This is a genomic window from Exiguobacterium artemiae 255-15, from assembly GCF_000019905.1.
Classification (GTDB): domain Bacteria; phylum Bacillota; class Bacilli; order Exiguobacteriales; family Exiguobacteriaceae; genus Exiguobacterium_A; species Exiguobacterium_A artemiae.
Genome location: NC_010556.1, coordinates 789,970 through 807,600, shown reverse-complemented (window position 1 = coordinate 807,600; position 17,631 = coordinate 789,970). Strand labels below are relative to the sequence as shown.

General features: G+C 45.4%; 14 protein-coding genes. 7 read left to right on the top strand and 7 right to left on the bottom strand.

Features of this window, described 5'->3' with window-relative positions:
* Positions 1 to 20 precede the first annotated feature (20 nt).
* The 6 genes from EXIG_RS04105 to EXIG_RS04075 form a co-directional block, all read right to left on the bottom strand.
* On the bottom strand, positions 21 to 2,321 hold the full coding sequence (locus EXIG_RS04105) for a glycoside hydrolase family 65 protein (protein WP_012369660.1): 2,301 nt from the start codon (positions 2,319 to 2,321) through the stop codon (positions 21 to 23).
* Between the two features lie 246 nt (positions 2,322 to 2,567).
* Positions 2,568 to 3,596: a LacI family DNA-binding transcriptional regulator gene (locus EXIG_RS04095; RefSeq protein ID WP_012369659.1), complete on the bottom strand. Its 1,029-nt coding sequence runs from the start codon at positions 3,594 to 3,596 to the stop codon at positions 2,568 to 2,570.
* Between the two features lie 34 nt (positions 3,597 to 3,630).
* The gene (locus tag EXIG_RS04090; protein WP_012369658.1) at positions 3,631 to 5,160 is read right to left on the bottom strand and encodes an alpha-amylase family glycosyl hydrolase; all 1,530 of its coding nucleotides are present in this window, start codon (positions 5,158 to 5,160) and stop codon (positions 3,631 to 3,633) included.
* 23 nt (positions 5,161 to 5,183) lie between these two features.
* Entirely contained in the window at positions 5,184 to 6,017 is an 834-nt protein-coding gene (locus EXIG_RS04085) for a sugar ABC transporter permease (RefSeq protein ID WP_012369657.1), read from the bottom strand.
* A complete protein-coding gene (locus EXIG_RS04080) occupies positions 6,017 to 7,369 on the bottom strand; it encodes an ABC transporter permease subunit (protein ID WP_012369656.1) in 1,353 nt (450 codons plus the stop codon). Before EXIG_RS04080 ends, EXIG_RS04085 begins: the two co-directional genes overlap by 1 nt.
* A 115-nt stretch (positions 7,370 to 7,484) precedes the next feature.
* Positions 7,485 to 8,744: an extracellular solute-binding protein gene (locus EXIG_RS04075; protein ID WP_234944605.1), complete on the bottom strand. Its 1,260-nt coding sequence runs from the start codon at positions 8,742 to 8,744 to the stop codon at positions 7,485 to 7,487.
* A 458-nt stretch (positions 8,745 to 9,202) separates the two neighbouring features.
* Here EXIG_RS04075 and EXIG_RS04070 point away from each other — a divergent pair, with 458 nt between their 5' ends.
* Positions 9,203 to 10,990, top strand: a complete 1,788-nt coding sequence (locus EXIG_RS04070) for a glycoside hydrolase family 13 protein (protein WP_012369654.1) — start codon at positions 9,203 to 9,205, stop codon at positions 10,988 to 10,990.
* Positions 10,991 to 11,106: 116 nt separating this feature from the next.
* Positions 11,107 to 12,258 carry a cation:proton antiporter gene (locus tag EXIG_RS04065; RefSeq protein ID WP_012369653.1) on the top strand — a complete coding sequence of 384 codons (1,152 nt, stop codon included), beginning with the start codon at positions 11,107 to 11,109 and terminating at the stop codon, positions 12,256 to 12,258.
* Between the two features lie 59 nt (positions 12,259 to 12,317).
* Here the strand turns inward: EXIG_RS04065 and EXIG_RS04060 are convergent, their stop codons facing one another.
* Complete coding sequence (locus EXIG_RS04060; RefSeq protein ID WP_012369652.1) at positions 12,318 to 13,091, bottom strand: enoyl-CoA hydratase/isomerase family protein; 774 nt, start codon at positions 13,089 to 13,091, stop codon at positions 12,318 to 12,320.
* 197 nt (positions 13,092 to 13,288) lie between these two features.
* Here EXIG_RS04060 and EXIG_RS04055 point away from each other — a divergent pair, with 197 nt between their 5' ends.
* The 5 genes from EXIG_RS04055 to tnpB all read left to right on the top strand — a co-directional run bounded on the left by EXIG_RS04055 (position 13,289) and on the right by tnpB (position 17,534).
* On the top strand, positions 13,289 to 14,671 hold the full coding sequence (locus EXIG_RS04055; RefSeq protein WP_012369651.1) for an MATE family efflux transporter: 1,383 nt from the start codon (positions 13,289 to 13,291) through the stop codon (positions 14,669 to 14,671).
* On the top strand, positions 14,631 to 15,098 hold the full coding sequence (gene ybaK / locus EXIG_RS04050) for a Cys-tRNA(Pro) deacylase (RefSeq protein ID WP_012369650.1): 468 nt from the start codon (positions 14,631 to 14,633) through the stop codon (positions 15,096 to 15,098). The genes EXIG_RS04055 and ybaK overlap by 41 nt, the downstream gene beginning before the upstream one ends.
* Positions 15,099 to 15,119: 21 nt before the next feature.
* Positions 15,120 to 15,866, top strand: coding sequence for a CDP-diacylglycerol--serine O-phosphatidyltransferase (gene pssA, locus EXIG_RS04045; RefSeq protein WP_012369649.1), 747 nt, complete (start codon positions 15,120 to 15,122; stop codon positions 15,864 to 15,866).
* Between the two features lie 172 nt (positions 15,867 to 16,038).
* A complete protein-coding gene (tnpA, locus tag EXIG_RS04040; protein ID WP_012369648.1) occupies positions 16,039 to 16,437 on the top strand; it encodes an IS200/IS605 family transposase in 399 nt (132 codons plus the stop codon).
* Between the two features lie 5 nt (positions 16,438 to 16,442).
* Positions 16,443 to 17,534, top strand: a complete 1,092-nt coding sequence (gene tnpB, locus EXIG_RS04035; protein WP_012369647.1) for an IS200/IS605 family element RNA-guided endonuclease TnpB — start codon at positions 16,443 to 16,445, stop codon at positions 17,532 to 17,534.
* Positions 17,535 to 17,631 lie beyond the last annotated feature (97 nt).

Below are 17,631 nucleotides of genomic sequence, written 5' to 3'. Positions count from 1 at the left end.
CCGTCTTTTTTCGGGTTTTCTTAAACAGTCATCGAAGCTGGAATGGTAACCGCACCTTCTGCCGGGACTTCAACCGGTTCACCGTGAAGCTGTAACGTAAAGACTTCACCTACGTTTTGTTCAATGCACACTTCGTTCTGCTTGACCTGAACGAGAATGTGATGTCCACGCCATTGCATCCGGAACGAATAACTCGTCCAGCCCTTTGGCAACATCGGCTTGAAGGACAATGTCCCCTGCTCGACACGCAGTCCGGCAAATCCGTGAACGATTGACATCCAGGATCCGACCATCGACGTGATGTGGAGACCATCTTCCGTATCGTTGTTATAGTTATCAAGATCGAGCCGTGCCGAACGTTGATAGAGTTCCATCGCTTTTTCTTCATAACCGACTTCAGCCGCAATGATCGAATAGATACAAGGTGAAAGTGATGATTCATGGACCGTCCGCGGCTCATAAAAATCAAAGTTTTTCTTCTTCTCTTCGATCGAGAAACGATCCGTCAGGAAATAGAGTCCTTGCAGAACATCAGCCTGTTTGATGAAGACAGAACGCAGAACACGGTCCCACGACCAATTTTGGTTTAACGGTAGGTGTTTTGGATCAAGATCCGCGACCATAATCTGTTCCTTATCCATGAAACCGTCTTGCTGCATGAATACATCCGGAACAGAATCGTCTTTCGGATAATACATTTTCTGATCAATCTCGGCCCAGTGAGCTAATTCTTCTTCCGTGAGAGCCAATTGATGCATCAATTCTTCGAGGCGTGCCGGTTCTTCCTGCTCCAGGTGACGATAGACGGTCTGCGCATACTCGAGACACCAGGCAGCCATTAAGTTCGTATACCAGTTGTTATTGACGTTATTTTCGTATTCATTTGGTCCAGTGACACCAAGAATCATATAAACATCTTTATGCGGGACATAGTTGACGCGACTCGCCCAGTAACGTGCGATTTCAACGAGCACTTCAAAGCCGTATTGTCCGAGGTAAGAGGTATCTCCTGTGTAGTTCGTATAGTTATAAATCGCATGGGCAATCGCACCGTTCCGGTGAATTTCTTCATGCGTAATTTCCCACTCATTGTGGCACTCTTCCCCGTTCATCGTCACCATCGGATATAAAGCACCCTTCATTCCGACATTTTTATCCGCATTTTCTTTTGCTTGTGGGAGTTGGTTATGACGGTACTTCAACAAATTCCAGGCAACCTCCGGCTTCGATGTCGCAAGATAGAAGTTCAGGCAATATGCTTCTGTATCCCAGTAAGTCGCCCCACCGTATTTTTCTCCCGTAAATCCTTTTGGCCCAATGTTCAGGCGGGAATCTTCGCCTGTGTACGTCTGGAACATATGGAAAATGTTAAAACGAATTCCCTGTTGGGCTTCGATATCCCCTTCAATCTTCACGTCCGCTTCTTCCCAATGCTTCAACCAGGCCGCTTCATGTGCTGCAAGCACATTGTCAAATCCGCTCTCAAAAGCGTCATTCACGCGTTTCATCGCCTGTGCCAGCAAGTCTTCAATCTCATAATCACGATTCGTGACGAGGGCCACTAACTTTTCAGCCGTCACTGCTTCGCCGGCCGGTACCTGTTTCGTGAAACGATTGGCGACATATTGTAATGTACTTTCAAGCACTTCGCATCTCGCACCTTCGACATCGGTAATCATCGCCGCCGTGACATGCCAGTCCAACTTCTTCGTTTTTGACGTGACGTAAGCAAACCGTTCTTCCACGCCGTGCTCGACCGGAAGCCAGAATTTCTCGTCATAGTTAGAATCTTCGTTTTCGACGTCGGCGTCGAGATAGGATTCTATGACGACTTCCGCATCAAAGTTGACCGGTGTGACCGTGTAACGAAGTGCAGCTAATTCCTTATCAACGATCGAGAAGAAGCGTTTCGACTCAATTTTCGTTTCCTCGATTCCGTTTCGGATCAGCATCGTCCGTGTCAGAACACCGTGTTGCATGTCGAGTTCCCGTTTAAAATCGACGACTTCCCACTCGTTTAAATCGACATTCTTGCCATTGATCGAAACACGAATTCCCATGATGTTGACGGCATTCAAGACTTTGGCGAAATATTCCGGATAGCCGTTTTTCCACCAGCCGACCCGTGTTTTATCCGGGTAGTAGACGCCCGCGACGTACATCCCTTGATGCGTGTCTCCCGAGTAGTCTTCTTCAAAATTTCCGCGCATTCCCATATGACCGTTTCCGATCGCTGTCATCGATTCAGCAAGCCGGTTGTCTTCCGGATGAAAACCCTGCTCCGTAATTTTCCATTCATTGATATCAAACAATCGTTTCATGATTAGTCGCTCCCTTATTCTTAATCACATCGATGCTTAGGCATCTTTTTGTAAGCGTTTTAATTTTCTCTACATTCTTTATTCTACACATAATCATCGTTAATGCAATCGTTTGCACGAAAATAAAAATCTTTTTCCATTCGTCCTGTCTTTTTGGATCACGGAGAGCTTTCTTGTCCTTTTCCGCACAAGAAAACACCACCTGCCGCGAACGGACAAGTGGTGTTTTCTTGAATAACATTCATTTTATTTTGCCGTGCCGCCGCAAGATTGACGAACAACTAGATAATGAGGAACGATGACACGTTTTCCATAAGGTGTCGCCTCTTCGTTCATTTGTTCGATCAGACAGTTTGTTGCTTCAAATCCTAAACCGAAGATGTTAATTTCAACGGAGGTCAACGGCGGACTGGAAAATTCTGCGATGAACAGATTGTTGAAACTGACGACAGCCATCTGATCGGGTACGCTAATTTCCATCTCATTTAACGTACTCATGACACCAAGCGCCATCATATCATCACTGACGACGACAGCCGTCGGCGGGTGCTCAAGCGACATCAATCGTTTGACGGCGTCTGCTCCTCCGGTCGTCATGAACGGTGCACTGACGATATATGATTCGTTGATCGGAAGACCTTCCTCCATCAAAGCTGTCTTGTATCCACCGACCCGTTCCTGAGTGACGGCTAAATCCTGGGATCCCCCGACAAACGCGATGCACTCATGTCCAAGTTGATGTAAATATTTCGTGACTTCGCGCCCCGCAAGATAGTTGTCGGTATCGACATAAGTGACATGTGAGGAGTCACTGAATGGTTTCCCGACAACGACGAACGGAAACTTTGAATCCTGTAAAAACTGAACGACCTTATCATCTGTCCGGGAATACAAGACCACGACACCGTCGACCCGACGACCCTGAACCATCGAGACGACACCTTCGTAGACTTCTTCTTCCGAAACCCCTGTCGTCATATACAACGAATAACCGTTTTGATGTGCTTTTGTGCTGATTCCGCGAATTACTTCCGAGAAAAATGGATTTTGCAGTGTTTTTGTTGCTGCACTGGGCATGACAAGACCGATGGCCTGAGTCGTTCGATTAGCAAGACTCCGGGCATGGACGTTCGGATAGTAGCCGAGTTCCTCCATCGCCTGACGGACACGTTCTTTTGTTTTTTGACTGATGCGCGGACTGTTGGCAATTACACGTGAGACCGTAGACGGTGCAACGTTCGCTTCTCTTGCGACATCCTTGATTGTTACTTGCATCCCTTTCACCTCATCATTTCCCTACAAATGTATTTTAGTGTGTTTCCTTTGTCCGATTGATCCGTCGTCGATGGACGAATAAAATGATTAAGGCAAGGATCGGAGCGATTGAGCCGATCGCAACGAGCGACATCCAGTTGACCTGCGAATGTTCCACGACATATCCATTGGCACTGCCCGCATCAAGCGTTACTTCATAGGCATCTCCGTCTTGACGTACGACGTCAGAGAACAATAGCCCCCGCAGACGTTGATCGTCACCGATTTCTGATGCTTTCACGCGCAATGTCGTTTTCTTTTCCCCTAAATTGATGGCATATAGGACAGACTGATCTTTGACTTTTCGTTCGAAGACCGCCATATGGTCCGTTTTAGCCACCAACCGCTGTTTCCCAGTCTCAAAAGCAGGATAGTTCTTGCGCATCTTGTTTAATGTCTGCACATATTCCTGCATCTTATCGTTTTTATCGAATTCCATCATCATTCGGTTTCCCGGATCTTCTCCACCGGGCATCGCGACTTCTGTTCCCTGGTAGACAATCGGCATGCCGGGTGCTGCATATAAAGCGAATAACGCTAAACGCAATTGTCGTTCCTCATCCGCGGCTCCACCGATTTTCGCTTCCGTAATAAAGCGTTTTAAATCATGATTATCAATAAAGTTCGCTAAGGACATCGCTTTCGGATTAAACGTAGTATCTCGATTATAAACCGAATCTAATTCTTCCGCCGAACCATTTTTCCGGGCAAACTGATCCTTGATTCCGTAGTAAAACGGGAAGTTCGTCACAGAGTCAAATCCTAGTTTCGAATAGATCGCAATCTTACGCGGATCACCGTCAAATACTTCGCCTAATAAAAAGAGATCCGGATGCTCTTTTTTGACGGCCGGGATGAATGTTTTCCAAAAAGCCGGCGGAACATGACGGACCGTATCGAGTCGGTAGCCGTCGATTCCGGTCTCATCCACCCAGTAGTTAGCAACGTCAACTAAATACTTGACGACCTCTTTATTTTCCGTATTGAAATCCGGTAAATCAAACAGCCAATTGTTCTCGACTTCCGCCTGATTGTTCCAGTTCATGATGGTCTGTTCTTTATGGAACCAGTCCGGTTTTTCTTTTACGAGTGGATGGTTCGGTCCGAGGTGATTGACGACTAAATCGAGCACCACTTTCAGATCACGTTTGTGTGCCTCTTTGACTAACGTTTTAAATTCTTCTTTTGTTCCGAAATGCGGATCGATTTCATAATAATCATCCGTCCAATATCCGTGATAGCCGTTTGGCCGGTTCTTAAAAATCGGTGTCAGCCAGATTGATGTAAATCCTTGATCCTTGATATAATCCAGACGCTTTGTGACACCTGCTAAGTCCCCGCCTTGAAACGCTTTTGGATCATCGGGATTGGCCTCTAAGTCATTACTTTTGTCACCGTTTTCAAACCGGTCGACCATGATGAAGTACATTCGTTCCTTTTCCCATCCTGCAGCTTCGCTTGTCTGTGGAAATATTCCGATAGACAAGAGAAGCGGCAAGAGGAGAAGCATCACGCCTCGTCTCATGCCGCTGATTCCCCCTTGATTGATTAACCTTTCGTTCCGCCTGCCGTCAGTCCAGATACGAAGAAACGCTGGAATGCGAAGAACAGAAGAACGATTGGTACTGCTGATAATACGGCACCTGCCGCAAACAATGTGAAGTTATTATCGAATTGCTCTGAAACCATGTTGTACAGTCCAACAGCGAGTGTCTGTTTCTCCGGTGAGCGGAGAACAAGTGACGCCAGGATGAAATCGTTGAACGGTGCCATGAAGTTGAACAAAGCGATAACCGCTACCATTGGTTTTGCAAGTGGAAGAATGATCTGCCAGAAAATCCGAAGATGTCCTGCCCCATCCATCCGTGCCGCTTCATCCAGTTCTTTTGGTATTGTATCAAAATATCCTTTTGCAAGATACGTGTTCATTGGAATCGCTCCCCCTGCATACAGAAGAATCAATGCCAAATGCGTATCAAACAATTGCAACATGTTCAACAGAACGTAAATTGCGATAATGGCAACAAATTGCGGAACCATCTGCAAGACGAGGAACAAGATCAGTGAATTCTTACGTCCGACGAACCGGTAACGTGAAAAGATGTAACCCGTCAACGTAATCAGTGCGACGGAAACGACCATCGTAATGACAGCGATTTTGATCGTATTCAGATACCACATGCCATAATCCGTTTGTGTCGCATCAAATAAATCAAAGTAATGGATCAATGTCGGATTACTCGGGAAGATGTCCGAAGTGATGCTTTTCCCCGGGTTGAGCGATGTGCCGACAACCCAAAGGAGCGGATACACGATAATTATCGAGGCGATCGTCAAAATGAGGTATGACAACGCCATATTGATTCGGTTTTGTTTTCTCATTAGATCATATCCTCATCTTTGAATGATTTTGAACGTTTAAACTGAATGACGGCAATCGTCATGATGAAGAACGACAGCACCAGCGTAATCGCGGCAGCAAATCCGTACTGCGGATTCGAACCAAGTGACAGTTTGTAAATCCAGGAGATCAGGATGTCTGTTCCACCGGCCGATTGACCTGGAACAGCCGGTCCCCCGTTGTTAAAGAGATAGATGATGTTGAAGTTATTGAAGTTGAACGTATATTGCGTAATCAAGATCGGTGCTGTTGCAAACAAGATCATCGGTAATGTAATCAGGCGGAATTTTTCACCTGACGTCGCACCGTCAATCGTTGCCGCTTCATACAAATCTTCTGGAATCGACTGCAGAATCCCTGTCGTCAATGTCATGATATACGGGAAACCGAGCCACCACTGAATACCGATTAAAGCAAGCTTCGTATAAGTCGGATCTGTCATCCACTCGAGCCCGCTGTCAAGTCCGATCGCCGGTAGCAGTGTCGTATTAAAGACACCAAACGTCTCATTGAACATGGAGCGGAAGATGAGGATTGTGATAAATGCCGGTACAGCCCAAGATAAAATCAAAATTGAACGGAAGAACCGTTTTCCTTTTAACCCTTTTTGATTCAACAAGACCGCAAGACCAATCCCGATTGCGATGACACCTGTTGTCGAAGCGACCGTCCAAACGAGTGTCCATCCGAGTACGCTGACGAACGTTTCGCGGAAGATGTCGACCGTAAAGATGTTCAGGAAGTTTTGAATCCCGATCCAGTCGACGAGTTTCGCCGGTGGCGAATTATTGAACTTATAGTTCGTAAAGGCAATCAAAAACGTGAAAATCAAAGGTAAGACGACCGTAAAGACAAGGAGAACCAACGATGGAATCAGCATCGCGTACGGGAATCCGTTATCTCGGAAGTTCCGCAACTGCATTTTCAAAGAAGGAACTTCTAATTCCAAGTCACGGAGCTTACCAATTCGATACGCATCGATAAAGTTCCAAACGTAAATGGCGATACCAAACACAAGCAGAATCAATGCAATGATTCCCTCGACCATCAAGAAGATCGAGTGATCCCCCCTTACGCCTGCTACCTCACCGAGTGTAATCAATCCCCAGATCGCTCCGCGATCTCCGGGACCGTTCCCAGCACCTTTAAAAAACAGTTCGAAGTTAACTAAAAAATACGATAGGACGACGATAAAAAATGTCGCACCCTTTAAAAATTGTTTGTTGTACAGTTGTCCCATCCCTGGAACGATCGATATCGCTGCTGCAATCGTCCGGTGATTCGTTTTTGGCTTTGGTGTTTTCGTGGGTTGTGGTGTCGCAATGGCCGCCATCGTCTGTTCTCCTTTCCAAAGGCCATGTCTGACCTCAGGCTTCTCTTCCAACCATAAAGATAAGGGGGAATCCAAGATCCCCCTTTCTTTAATTCTGTGTCAGTCATTCAGTTGATTATTGATTGTTTGCTTCGATTTGTTGCTTGATTTGTTTCACAGCGTCATCAGCTGATTTTTGTGCATCTTGTTTGTTTGTTGCAACAAGTTGAAGTGCTGCTGCCATTGGCTCCCAAACTTGACCCATTTCAGCGATGTTCGGCATTGGTACACCGTCTTTAGACTGTGCGAAGACGGCTGCTGCCACTTCGTTGTCTTTGATCGTTGCATCTTCTTGAAGCGAAGTGACCGGTGGGATCTCGTTGTATTTCTCAAACATCGCTTTCGCGTTTTCTTCACCCGTTAACGATTTGAGGAATTTTTCTGCCCATTCTTGGTTTTCCGAGTAAGCTGAAACAGCATACGTCTTCACGCCTACGAATGTTTTGATTGCTTCACCGTTTGGAAGCTTCGGAAGTGCTGAAGCACCTAAGTTAATCCCTTTTTCTTTATAGCTTGCGACTGCCCATGGTCCGTTCATGACTGCGACTGCTTTCTTGTCGCCGAACAATTGGTCCATTGCTTGACCACCGCCACCGCCGATCAAACCTTTCGGGAAGAGCCCCTCTTTATACCATTTACCGATGTAATCCATTCCTTCAACTGCACCTTTGTTGTTGAGACCGATGTCAGCAGGATCAAGTTTTCCACCGTTATCTTTAAAGACGTATCCACCGTATCCACCGATTGGACCGTGTGCGAAGTAGAAGTTATCCCATAGTGCGAGGAAACCGTATTTACCGTCTTTTTTCTGCTCTGTTGAGATTTTGTACAGGTCATCCATTGAAGCCGGTGCTTCTTTTAACTCATCTTTGTTGAAAAGAAGGATTGGTGTTTCAACTGCTTTAGGATAACCGTAAACTTTACCGTCGAACGTAACAGCTGATTTAGCTGTATCGATGAAAGGTTCGAGTGCTTTTTCACCATCTTTGAGTTCAGCAATCAACCCTTGGTCAACAACTGTTCCGATTTGGTCATGTGGAAGAAGAATGATATCCGGACCTTTTCCTGCAGGACCGTCAAGAGCGACTTTCTTTTGTTGATCTGTCATTTTAACTTCTTTGACTTCAACTTTGACGCCTTCTTTTTCCTCAAATGCTTTAGCAGCGGCTTTAGTTGTTTCCGCTTTTTCTGTATCTTCCCAGATAACGATTTTCGTTGGTTTTTTACCGCCTTCTGAACTTGTATCAGAAGAACCTGAATCTGTTCCGCCGCCACATGCTGCAAGAGCACCGATTGCCATGACAGATACTGAAAGACCTGCTACTAATTTTTTGATTTCCATGTTCGAAAATTCCTCCCCAAGTTAACGTACGAATGATAAGTTCTGATGCACAACGTTTGCATAAAGGCACAACCATTTTCTCATGATAACAACTGAGCGGTTGTAAGCGTTTTATGAAAACGTTTGCATCACCTTTACATTTTTATTATACAATCTAAAATCCTTTTGACAAGTCCTTTTCTTTAAATATTTCCTTACATTCAAAAAAGATTTTCGAAAAGTATTCTTAAAAATCGTTCGGGCGCATTAGTTAAATGATTTTAAAAAGAAAACGTTTACATTTATCTGATTTGCACAACTAAGTGCAATCGATTGCGCTAATATAGGAGGATTCCCTGTCTCCTCTTGTTTTTTTCTGGAATTCCAATTGACTTTAAGAAAGCGCTTCACTATTCTTAGGTCGAGGACAATTATATTAGAATGCAAGCGATTGCACATAGGGAGTGACCAAAATGCTGAAAGAAGCTGTTTTCCACCGCGCGATGTCACCGTTCGTCTATAAGTATGATGACAAAACCATTCATGTTCGACTGCAGACGAAAAAAAATGACGTCGACCATGTTGATCTTATTTGGGGAGATCCGTACGACTGGCATACCGAAAACCCGGATGATGCCGATTGGAACTTTGATCCGTCCAAATCAAACTATTGGAATACTTTCGAAACCCCTATGAAACGGAGCGGGTCAGATGAGTTATTCGATTATTGGTTCATCGATGTCGTTCCTCCTTTCCGCCGACTTCGTTACGGATTCCGGCTTCACGACGGACATTCGAGTCAAGTCTTTACCGAACGTGGCTGGTTTGATGAAAAGCCGCTAGATGATACCGGATACTACTTCTGTGTTCCTTTTTTAAACAAAGTGGATGTGTTCCATGCTCCGGACTGGGTGAAGGATACAGTGTGGTATCAAATCTTCCCCGACCGCTTTGCCAACGGAGATTCGACGAATGATCCGGCCGGTACCCTTCCATGGAATAGTACGGCACCTACAACGACAAATCTGTTCGGCGGTGATTTTCAAGGCGTCATTGATAAAATCGATTACTTAGTGGATCTCGGCATCACAGGCATTTACTTCTGTCCAATTTTCGAAGCCAAGTCCAATCATAAATACGACACGATTGATTATTTGGAAATTGATCCGCAGTTCGGAACTAAAGAAAAGTTTAAGGAAATGGTTGATTTACTGCATGCAAATGGAATTCGCATCATGCTGGATGCCGTCTTTAATCATGCCGGTTTCCACCATAAAGCATTCGCCGACATTCGGGAACACGGCAGCAATTCTTCTTACCGGGATTGGTTCCACCTCCGGAACTTCCCTCTCGTAACCGAGCCGATGCCGAACTATGACACGTTTGCGTTTGTTCCGGAAATGCCGAAGTTCAATACGGAAAATCCGGAAGTAAAAGAATACTTACTTCATGTCGCCCGTTACTGGGTCGAAGAATTCGGGATCGACGGCTGGCGGCTTGATGTTGCCAACGAAGTCGATCATGCCTTCTGGCGTGACTTCCGTTCTGTCGTCAAGGAAGCGGATCCGGAGACGTATATTCTCGGTGAAATTTGGCACGATTCACAGGAATGGTTGCTCGGTGACCAATTTGATGCCGTTATGAACTATCCGTTCACGAATGCTGCACTTAATTTCTTTGCACTCGATAAGACATCTGCTTCCACCTATGCCAATGACATGTCGCATGTCTTATTCTCAAACACGGTCAACGTCAACGAAGTATCGTTTAACTTAATCGGTTCACACGATACGCCGCGTGCCTTGACCCGTGCCGGAAACGACAAAAACAAGATGCGTCTGCTGCTGTTATCCATGCTGACCTTCTCCGGAAGTCCGGTTATCTATTACGGAGATGAAATCGGACTCGACGGTGATCAGGATCCGGGTTGCCGGAAATGTATGCCGTGGAATCCGGAAGAGCAGGATTTGAATCTGTTGATGTACACGAAACATCTGCTTCAGTTACGAAAGCAGCACAGGACACTTGCCAATCACGGACAGATTTCATTCGTCCATGCCGACGATGAAACCAATACCATCGTCATGCGTCGTATGAGTCAGGATGGGACGTATTACGTCTATTTCAATAACTCGAATCATCAGGCGACAATCCCGGCTCCTCAGTCCGGCCAAGGAATGGATCTCTTTTCGAACACACCACTTCCTTCATTAGAAGTGACGCTCGCTCCGTATACAGGAACTATCATTCAAGTGATTTGATTTTCAGACAGACTTTTTGCCCCTCAGCAAAAGTCTGTCTTTTTTCATTTCTGTGACAAACCCGTTAAGGTGTTTGATTTAGGGTAAAGGAAAAAGAAAGGAGGGAAAACTTTCTCATGGAAATATTTCTTTATGCGGGATTGATTCTGATCGGCTTGTTCGTCGTCAGTTATTTCAGCGAACGGTTTCACCTCCCGAGCATTCTTGCCTTTATCCTGATCGGAATCATACTTGGTCTTTATTATGATTTGCCGGAAGAATTAAAACTCGGCGGAGAAGCAGGCATCATCGTCTTGTTTTTCCTGCTCGGTCTGAAGTTTTCGGTCGCTGATTTATTAATCCAGTTTCGCAACATCTGGAAAGCGGGACTGATTGATCTTCTGTTATCGTTTGGCGGTACCTTCCTCTTGACTTTGGCCTTCGGATTTTCGGTACCCGAGGCATTTTTAATTGGCTGTGTTCTGTATGCAACAAGTTCGTCGATTTCGGCCCGCCTGCTCGACCGCGAACCGGATAAACACAAAGACGTGAATCGGTTTGTTCTCTCGTTACTTATCTTCGAAGATTTAGCGGCGCCTCTCTTATTAACAAGTGCCCCCTTTGTTCTCGGAGCACAAGAGTTCACCTTCGTAAAAGTCGGAACGATTTTTCTTGGATTTATTTTCTTATTCAGTGCTCTGATTTTTTTAACGGTCTTCATCCGTCAAAAATCGAGAGTCGTCGATTCTCTTTACCGTCACCCGGATGCCGGCATCGGAATCATCGGCTTAATTTTGACTTTTTCAGGAATCGGGATCATGTTTGGTTTATCCGAAGTCCTGGGTGCGTTTATCGTCGGGATTTTATTAACGGAAATTAAAGAGACACGTTATTTAAAAAGACTGGTAACGCCTTTCCAAGATTTACTTTTACCCTTGTTTTTCATCTCGTTCGGCATGTCGTTTGAATTGACGGAAGGGCTCCCCTTGGATTGGTTTTTCGTTGCCCTCGTCGTTTGGGGACTTCTTTCTAAATTCCTGGTCGGTTTTTTAGGGGGACGAGCGTTTGGTCTTTCCAACTACCATGCGATTGAGTCCGGATTCTGTTTAGGACCACGCGGAGAATTCTCTATTTTATTCATCACGCTTGCGAGCGGAGCTTTTGTCACATTGACCGGATTGTATATTTTTGTTTCCGCTTTTCTTGGAATCATGCTATTTCGAATCTCAACCGGCCTGACGGATCGTACTCATGCGACTGCTCAAAAGATCAAACAAAAAATCAAGTGAATCATAATAGGACCTTCCGGCAGATTTCCGGAAAGTCCTATTAGTCGTTCACTCTGTCATCAGCGACCGCTGAAAACGGGCGCTTTTTTTTCTAGAAATGCTTGAACCGCTTGCTGGTGATCTTCTGTCTTTCCGGCACGGGATTGATAAATAATTTCCTGAGCCAGCATATCCTCGAGTGTCGATTCGGAACTTGCTGATTGCAACTGTTTGATATATCCGATGACTTTCGTCGGTCGGCTGGCAAGAAGTTTAGCAAAAGAAGCTACTTCCTGTTCGTACTGTCCGGCGTCCACACTTTTTGTCACTAAATGATAGTCGTAGGCTTGTTGCGCGGTAATTGTTTCACCTAATAAAGCAAGCTCGAGTGCTTTAGCTGACCCGATCAACCGGGGTAAGAAGTACGGAGCACCGGCATCCGGAACCAGTCCGATATTGATGAAGCCAAGTGATAATTTCGCATCATCGCGTACGATCCGGAAATCACAGGCTAATGTAAGAGAGAGTCCCGCCCCTGCAGCCACTCCATTAATGGCAGCGATGGTCGGCTTTTTCGTCGTTGCCAATGCCCGAATGACAGGATGGTAATATTGTTTTAAGTAGTCCCCGTGGTCCATACCGGGTTGTACGGTTTTTAAATCCTGGCCCGCACAAAATCCGCGCCCGGCCCCCGTCAAAACGATGACCCGAATAGTATTATCTTGATTCGCCTCTTCGATCGACTCCGCTAGTTCGGTTAAAAGTGTTGATGTGAGCGCATTCAGCCGTTCCGGACGTGATAACGTGATGGTCGCAACCTGCTCTTCAACAGCATAAGTGATTTCAGTTTTCATTCCATTCCCCTCCATTTCAAAAATGAACATCCATTCATTATGATGTATTCGTGATGTTTTATGAAAATCCTTTTAAATACTCTCTTTTTTTATGAAAGCTTACCTTTTGCTCTTTCATTATGAAAATCGAAGGCGTATAGTTTCCAAAAGATACAGAAAGACAATACGTTTTAAGGACTTAAAGGGGAATTAAATTTATGAAAACAGTTAAACAACAATCATTATTCCAAATTACATGGCCGCTATTCATTGAAATCGCGCTTCATATGAGCCTCGGGATCATCGCTACATTGATTCTCAGTTATTATTCTGACAGTGCAGCTGCCGCTGTCGGTGTTTCCAATCAGGTGCTGAACATTTTCATCATCCTGTTTAACATCACATCCGTTGGAGCAACCATCATCATTGGTCAATATTTAGGGGCGAAACGGGTTCAGGACGCCCGCCAGACCGCACGATCTGCTTTTTCCATCAATTTATATATCGGTTTAATCATTTCCGTTCTTGTTGCCTTGTTCGGAAAACAATTACTTGGATTCTTCTCTTTAGAAGGAGAAACACTCGTATATGGCGAAACGTTCTTAAAGATTGTTGGTCTCTTCTTATTCTTGGAAGCCATCTCTCTTACACTCGGTGCCATCTTACGCAGTCACGGTTTTACAAAAAATGCTATGTACGTCACGTTACTGATGAACTTCGTCAGTGCCTTTGGTAATGTCATTGCCGTCCTCGGATTATTCGGTATTCCTGTCCTTGGAGTCGCCGGAGTCGCTTGGTCGATCGTCATTGCCCGGTCTGTCGCCGTCACTTTACTCTTTTTCGTTGTTTACCGGAAACTTTCTTTACGATTTAAGTTAAAAGATTTGGTACAAATCAATCGACGCGATATTAAAAGTATCATGAACATCGGAATCCCTTCTGCCGGAGAAGGTGTATCGTATCAGTTTTCTCAACTGATCATTACCGGTTTCATCGCAACCATCGGAGAGTCTGCTCTCTCTGCACGCGTTTATGTCTCAAACATCACAATGCTTTGTTTCTTATTCACATTAGCCATCGCACAAGGGACACAATTATTAGTCGCCCGCCAAGTCGGGGCTCAGCAATTCGAAGCAGCACATGCACGTGCTGTAAAAACGCTGAAAATCGCTGTTTTTGCCAGTTTTGCCTCTGCTGTTGCACTGGCATCTGTCGGAACATCCATTCTGTCTATGTTCACATCAAGTCCGGAAATCATCGCCATCGGTATTCCGTTGTTATGGGCGAGTGTCATTCTTGAACCGGGCCGTGCCATGAATATCGTTCTGATGGGAACACTAAAATCAGCCGGGGACGTCCGTTTCCCTGTCGCAATCGGTATTCTCTCGATGTGGGGAATCGCTGTTGTGCTCAGTTATACACTCGGCTTGCAATATGGACTCGGTTTACTCGGTATCTGGATTGCCTTCTCTGCCGACGAGTGGTTCCGCGGTATCTTTGCCTTAAAACGTTGGAACAGTCGGAAGTGGGCTCAATATGCTGTCGTCAAAGGAGAACAACATGACCACAACGAACGTCGCGAGACTTCTAAAGCAGTCTGACATCCCGTTCGACTTGCTTTCCTATCCTGTTGATGAACAGGATTTATCCGCTCAAAATGTCGCTAGAAAGATTAATTACCCGCTTTCGTCTATTTTTAAAACATTAGTTTTAGAAACAGACGCCCATCAATATGTGTTTGCTGTCATTTCCGGCGAAGAGGAAGTCAGTTTAAAAGCAGTCGCCCGGGCGGTGTCTGCCAAGAAAACACATTTGGTGCCAATGAAAGATTTAAAGCAACTGACGGGGTACATCCGAGGAGGTGTCGCCCCGATTGGTGCGAAAAAACCTTTCCCGGTCCTTTTATCGCATTCGGCTCTGAATCAAGAATTCATCATCATTTCGGCTGGCAAACGCGGTCTGCAGGTCAAACTCGCTCCTGATGATTTTCTCCGCTTCACGAACGGGATTGTCTTCATGAACCGCTGATATCTATCAGTTGTTTATGATATGATGGATAGTATCGAAGAAGTGGCAGGAGGAATCATTTTGTGGAAAGAACGTGTGCGTAACTCTATTCCGAACCTCTTTACGTTCGGAAATTTATACTGTGGTTTTCTTGCCATCGTCATGGCGGCGCGGGGAGATTTTCAAAATGCGACCTTACTGATCGTCATCGCGATGATGCTCGACAGTCTGGATGGTCGGATCGCCCGTATGCTTGGTGTCGCTGGTGATTTCGGAAAAGAACTGGACTCACTCGCTGATGTCGTGACCTTCGGTGTCGCTCCAGCCATGATGGCCTATTACACTTATTTTTATGATTTTGGAGAAATTGGTTTGCTGATTGCGGCGTTGTTCCCTCTGTTTGGTGCATTCCGCCTGGCCCGTTTCAATCTGTCGGCCACTAATGTAGCTTCCGCCTATTTTTCCGGCGTGCCGATTACAGCAGCCGGAGGTATCTTAGCCGTCGTCACCCTGTTCAGCGGCCGTATGAATGATTTAATGGTGCCGCTCGTCTTTACGGCTCTCGCCTTCTTAATGGTAAGCCGAGTCAAAATTCCGAGTTTCAAGGATATTCCGGTACCGCGACATACATTTGTCATCACTTTTACATTGCTGTACGTAACCTACGTCATGATTGCCCGCAGCAACGAGTGGTCGACTTTCTGGTTCGTCGCCGTTCCTCTCTACATCGCCTTTTTGTTATTTTCGTTCATCAAAAAGAAAAAACAGAAAAATCATCAGATCGATTAAGCAGACCGGTTCATGCGGTCTGTTTTTTTTTAACTAAATTTAGCGAGAATTCTCCCACCTCTAAGCGTACCGGGACGAAGCCAAGCGTAGGTGGGAGATGAATCGCCTGTCTTGGCAAGACTAGAATCGTTTGATACAATCAGTGTGACTAACCAAAAGGACTGATATATCAATGAAAATGGACACAAATAAACATTCAGTCTTCCTTCTGAATTATCACCTTGTCCTAGTAGTGAAATACAGACGCAAAGTGATCGATGACGCCATCTCGGACTTCGCGAGACAGACGTTCGAACGAATCGGTGCATCGTATCACATCACGCTGAACGAGTGGAATCATGACGGCGATCATATCCATGTGCTCTTCAAAGCACACCCAAACACGGAGATGTCAAAGTTTCTGAACGCTTACAAGAGTGCAAGCAGCCGACTGATCAAACGAGACTTTCCGCATATCAAGAAACAACTATGGAAAGAAATGTTTTGGTCTCGAAGTTACTGTCTAGTGACGACCGGAGGTGCGACAAGCGACGTCATCAGACACTATATCGAAAAACAAGGAAAGGAGTGATTGCTTTGCTGAAGGCGCACAAGTTTCGACTCTATCCGACGAAATCCCAACAAGAATATTTCGTGAAGACGTTCGGTTGTGTCCGTTTCGTCTACAATAAGATGCTCGAAGAGCGGATCCGATTGTATGAAGATTCGAAGCTCAATCCTGACGCGAAGCAGAAGCTCCCAACCCCGGCGAAGTACAAGCCCGAATTCCCCTTCCTCAAAGAAGTCGACAGTCTTTCTCTTGCTAACGCTCAGATGGACTTAAACCAGGCGTATCAAAACTTTTTTCGAGATCAGTCTGTCGGGTTTCCGAAATTCAAATCGAAGCACAACGACCGAGCCTCTTACACAACAAACAATCTGAAGGGAAGCATCCGCATCGAAGATCGTAAGGTGAAACTTCCTAAAATCGGTTTTGTGAAGTTGAAACAACATCGTCCGTTTGATGGTGTGATCAAGTCCGCGACGGTCTCGATGACGAAGACGCGGAAATTCTTCATCTCCATCCTTGTCGATCAAGCCGAAGCGCAATTGATTCCAGCCCAAAATAAAGTAGGAATCGACCTTGGTTTGGAGCACTTCGCCATCCTGACAAATGATGAACGTGTTTCTGAGAAAGTTGACAATCCTCGTTTTCTTCGAAAGTCCGAAGAGCAGATCAAGAAGGCGCAACGCGCTTTGGCCCGCAAGAAGATCGGGAGTAAGAACCGAGAGAAGGCGAGGATCATCCTCGCCAAGAAACATGAAAAGTTTGCACATCAACGTCAAGATTTTCTTCATAAGCTTTCGAAACGGATGGTTGACGATAACCAAGTCATCGTCGTCGAGACACTTAAATCGAAGAACATGATGAAGAACCATAAGATCGCCAAATCGATTGGAGATGTCAGTTGGTATGGGTTCGTCCGACAGTTAGAATACAAATGCGCATTCTACGGACGAACACTTATCAAGGCGGATCAATGGTACGCCTCGACCCAAATCTGTTCTTCTTGTGGAGTAAAAGGTGAGAAGAAAACAATCGATGTACGCGAGTGGACATGTACTTGCGGTGCGCATCATGATCGAGATATCAATGCAAGTATCAACTTGTTGCTGTTAGCAGACTAAAAAACCTTCAGGGTGGGAACCACCCGATGAGCTTGGCAAATAATCGTAGCTCTTAAAAGTACGGTCTTCCCAAGAAGCTCCCCCTTCAATTTGCGAA

Coding starts and splice junctions, on each gene's coding strand:
- EXIG_RS04090 (WP_012369658.1), bottom strand. CDS start 5,160: ATGAGACGAGGCGTGATGCTTCTCCTCTTGCCGCTTCTCTTGTCTATC.
- EXIG_RS04105 (WP_012369660.1), bottom strand. CDS start 2,321: ATGAAACGATTGTTTGATATCAATGAATGGAAAATTACGGAGCAGGGT.
- EXIG_RS04055 (WP_012369651.1), top strand. CDS start 13,289: ATGAAAACAGTTAAACAACAATCATTATTCCAAATTACATGGCCGCTA.
- EXIG_RS04080 (WP_012369656.1), bottom strand. CDS start 7,369: ATGGCGGCCATTGCGACACCACAACCCACGAAAACACCAAAGCCAAAA.
- ybaK (WP_012369650.1), top strand. CDS start 14,631: ATGACCACAACGAACGTCGCGAGACTTCTAAAGCAGTCTGACATCCCG.
- pssA (WP_012369649.1), top strand. CDS start 15,120: ATGATGGATAGTATCGAAGAAGTGGCAGGAGGAATCATTTTGTGGAAA.
- EXIG_RS04095 (WP_012369659.1), bottom strand. CDS start 3,596: ATGCAAGTAACAATCAAGGATGTCGCAAGAGAAGCGAACGTTGCACCG.
- EXIG_RS04070 (WP_012369654.1), top strand. CDS start 9,203: ATGCTGAAAGAAGCTGTTTTCCACCGCGCGATGTCACCGTTCGTCTAT.
- EXIG_RS04060 (WP_012369652.1), bottom strand. CDS start 13,091: ATGAAAACTGAAATCACTTATGCTGTTGAAGAGCAGGTTGCGACCATC.
- EXIG_RS04085 (WP_012369657.1), bottom strand. CDS start 6,017: ATGAGAAAACAAAACCGAATCAATATGGCGTTGTCATACCTCATTTTG.
- EXIG_RS04065 (WP_012369653.1), top strand. CDS start 11,107: ATGGAAATATTTCTTTATGCGGGATTGATTCTGATCGGCTTGTTCGTC.
- tnpA (WP_012369648.1), top strand. CDS start 16,039: ATGAAAATGGACACAAATAAACATTCAGTCTTCCTTCTGAATTATCAC.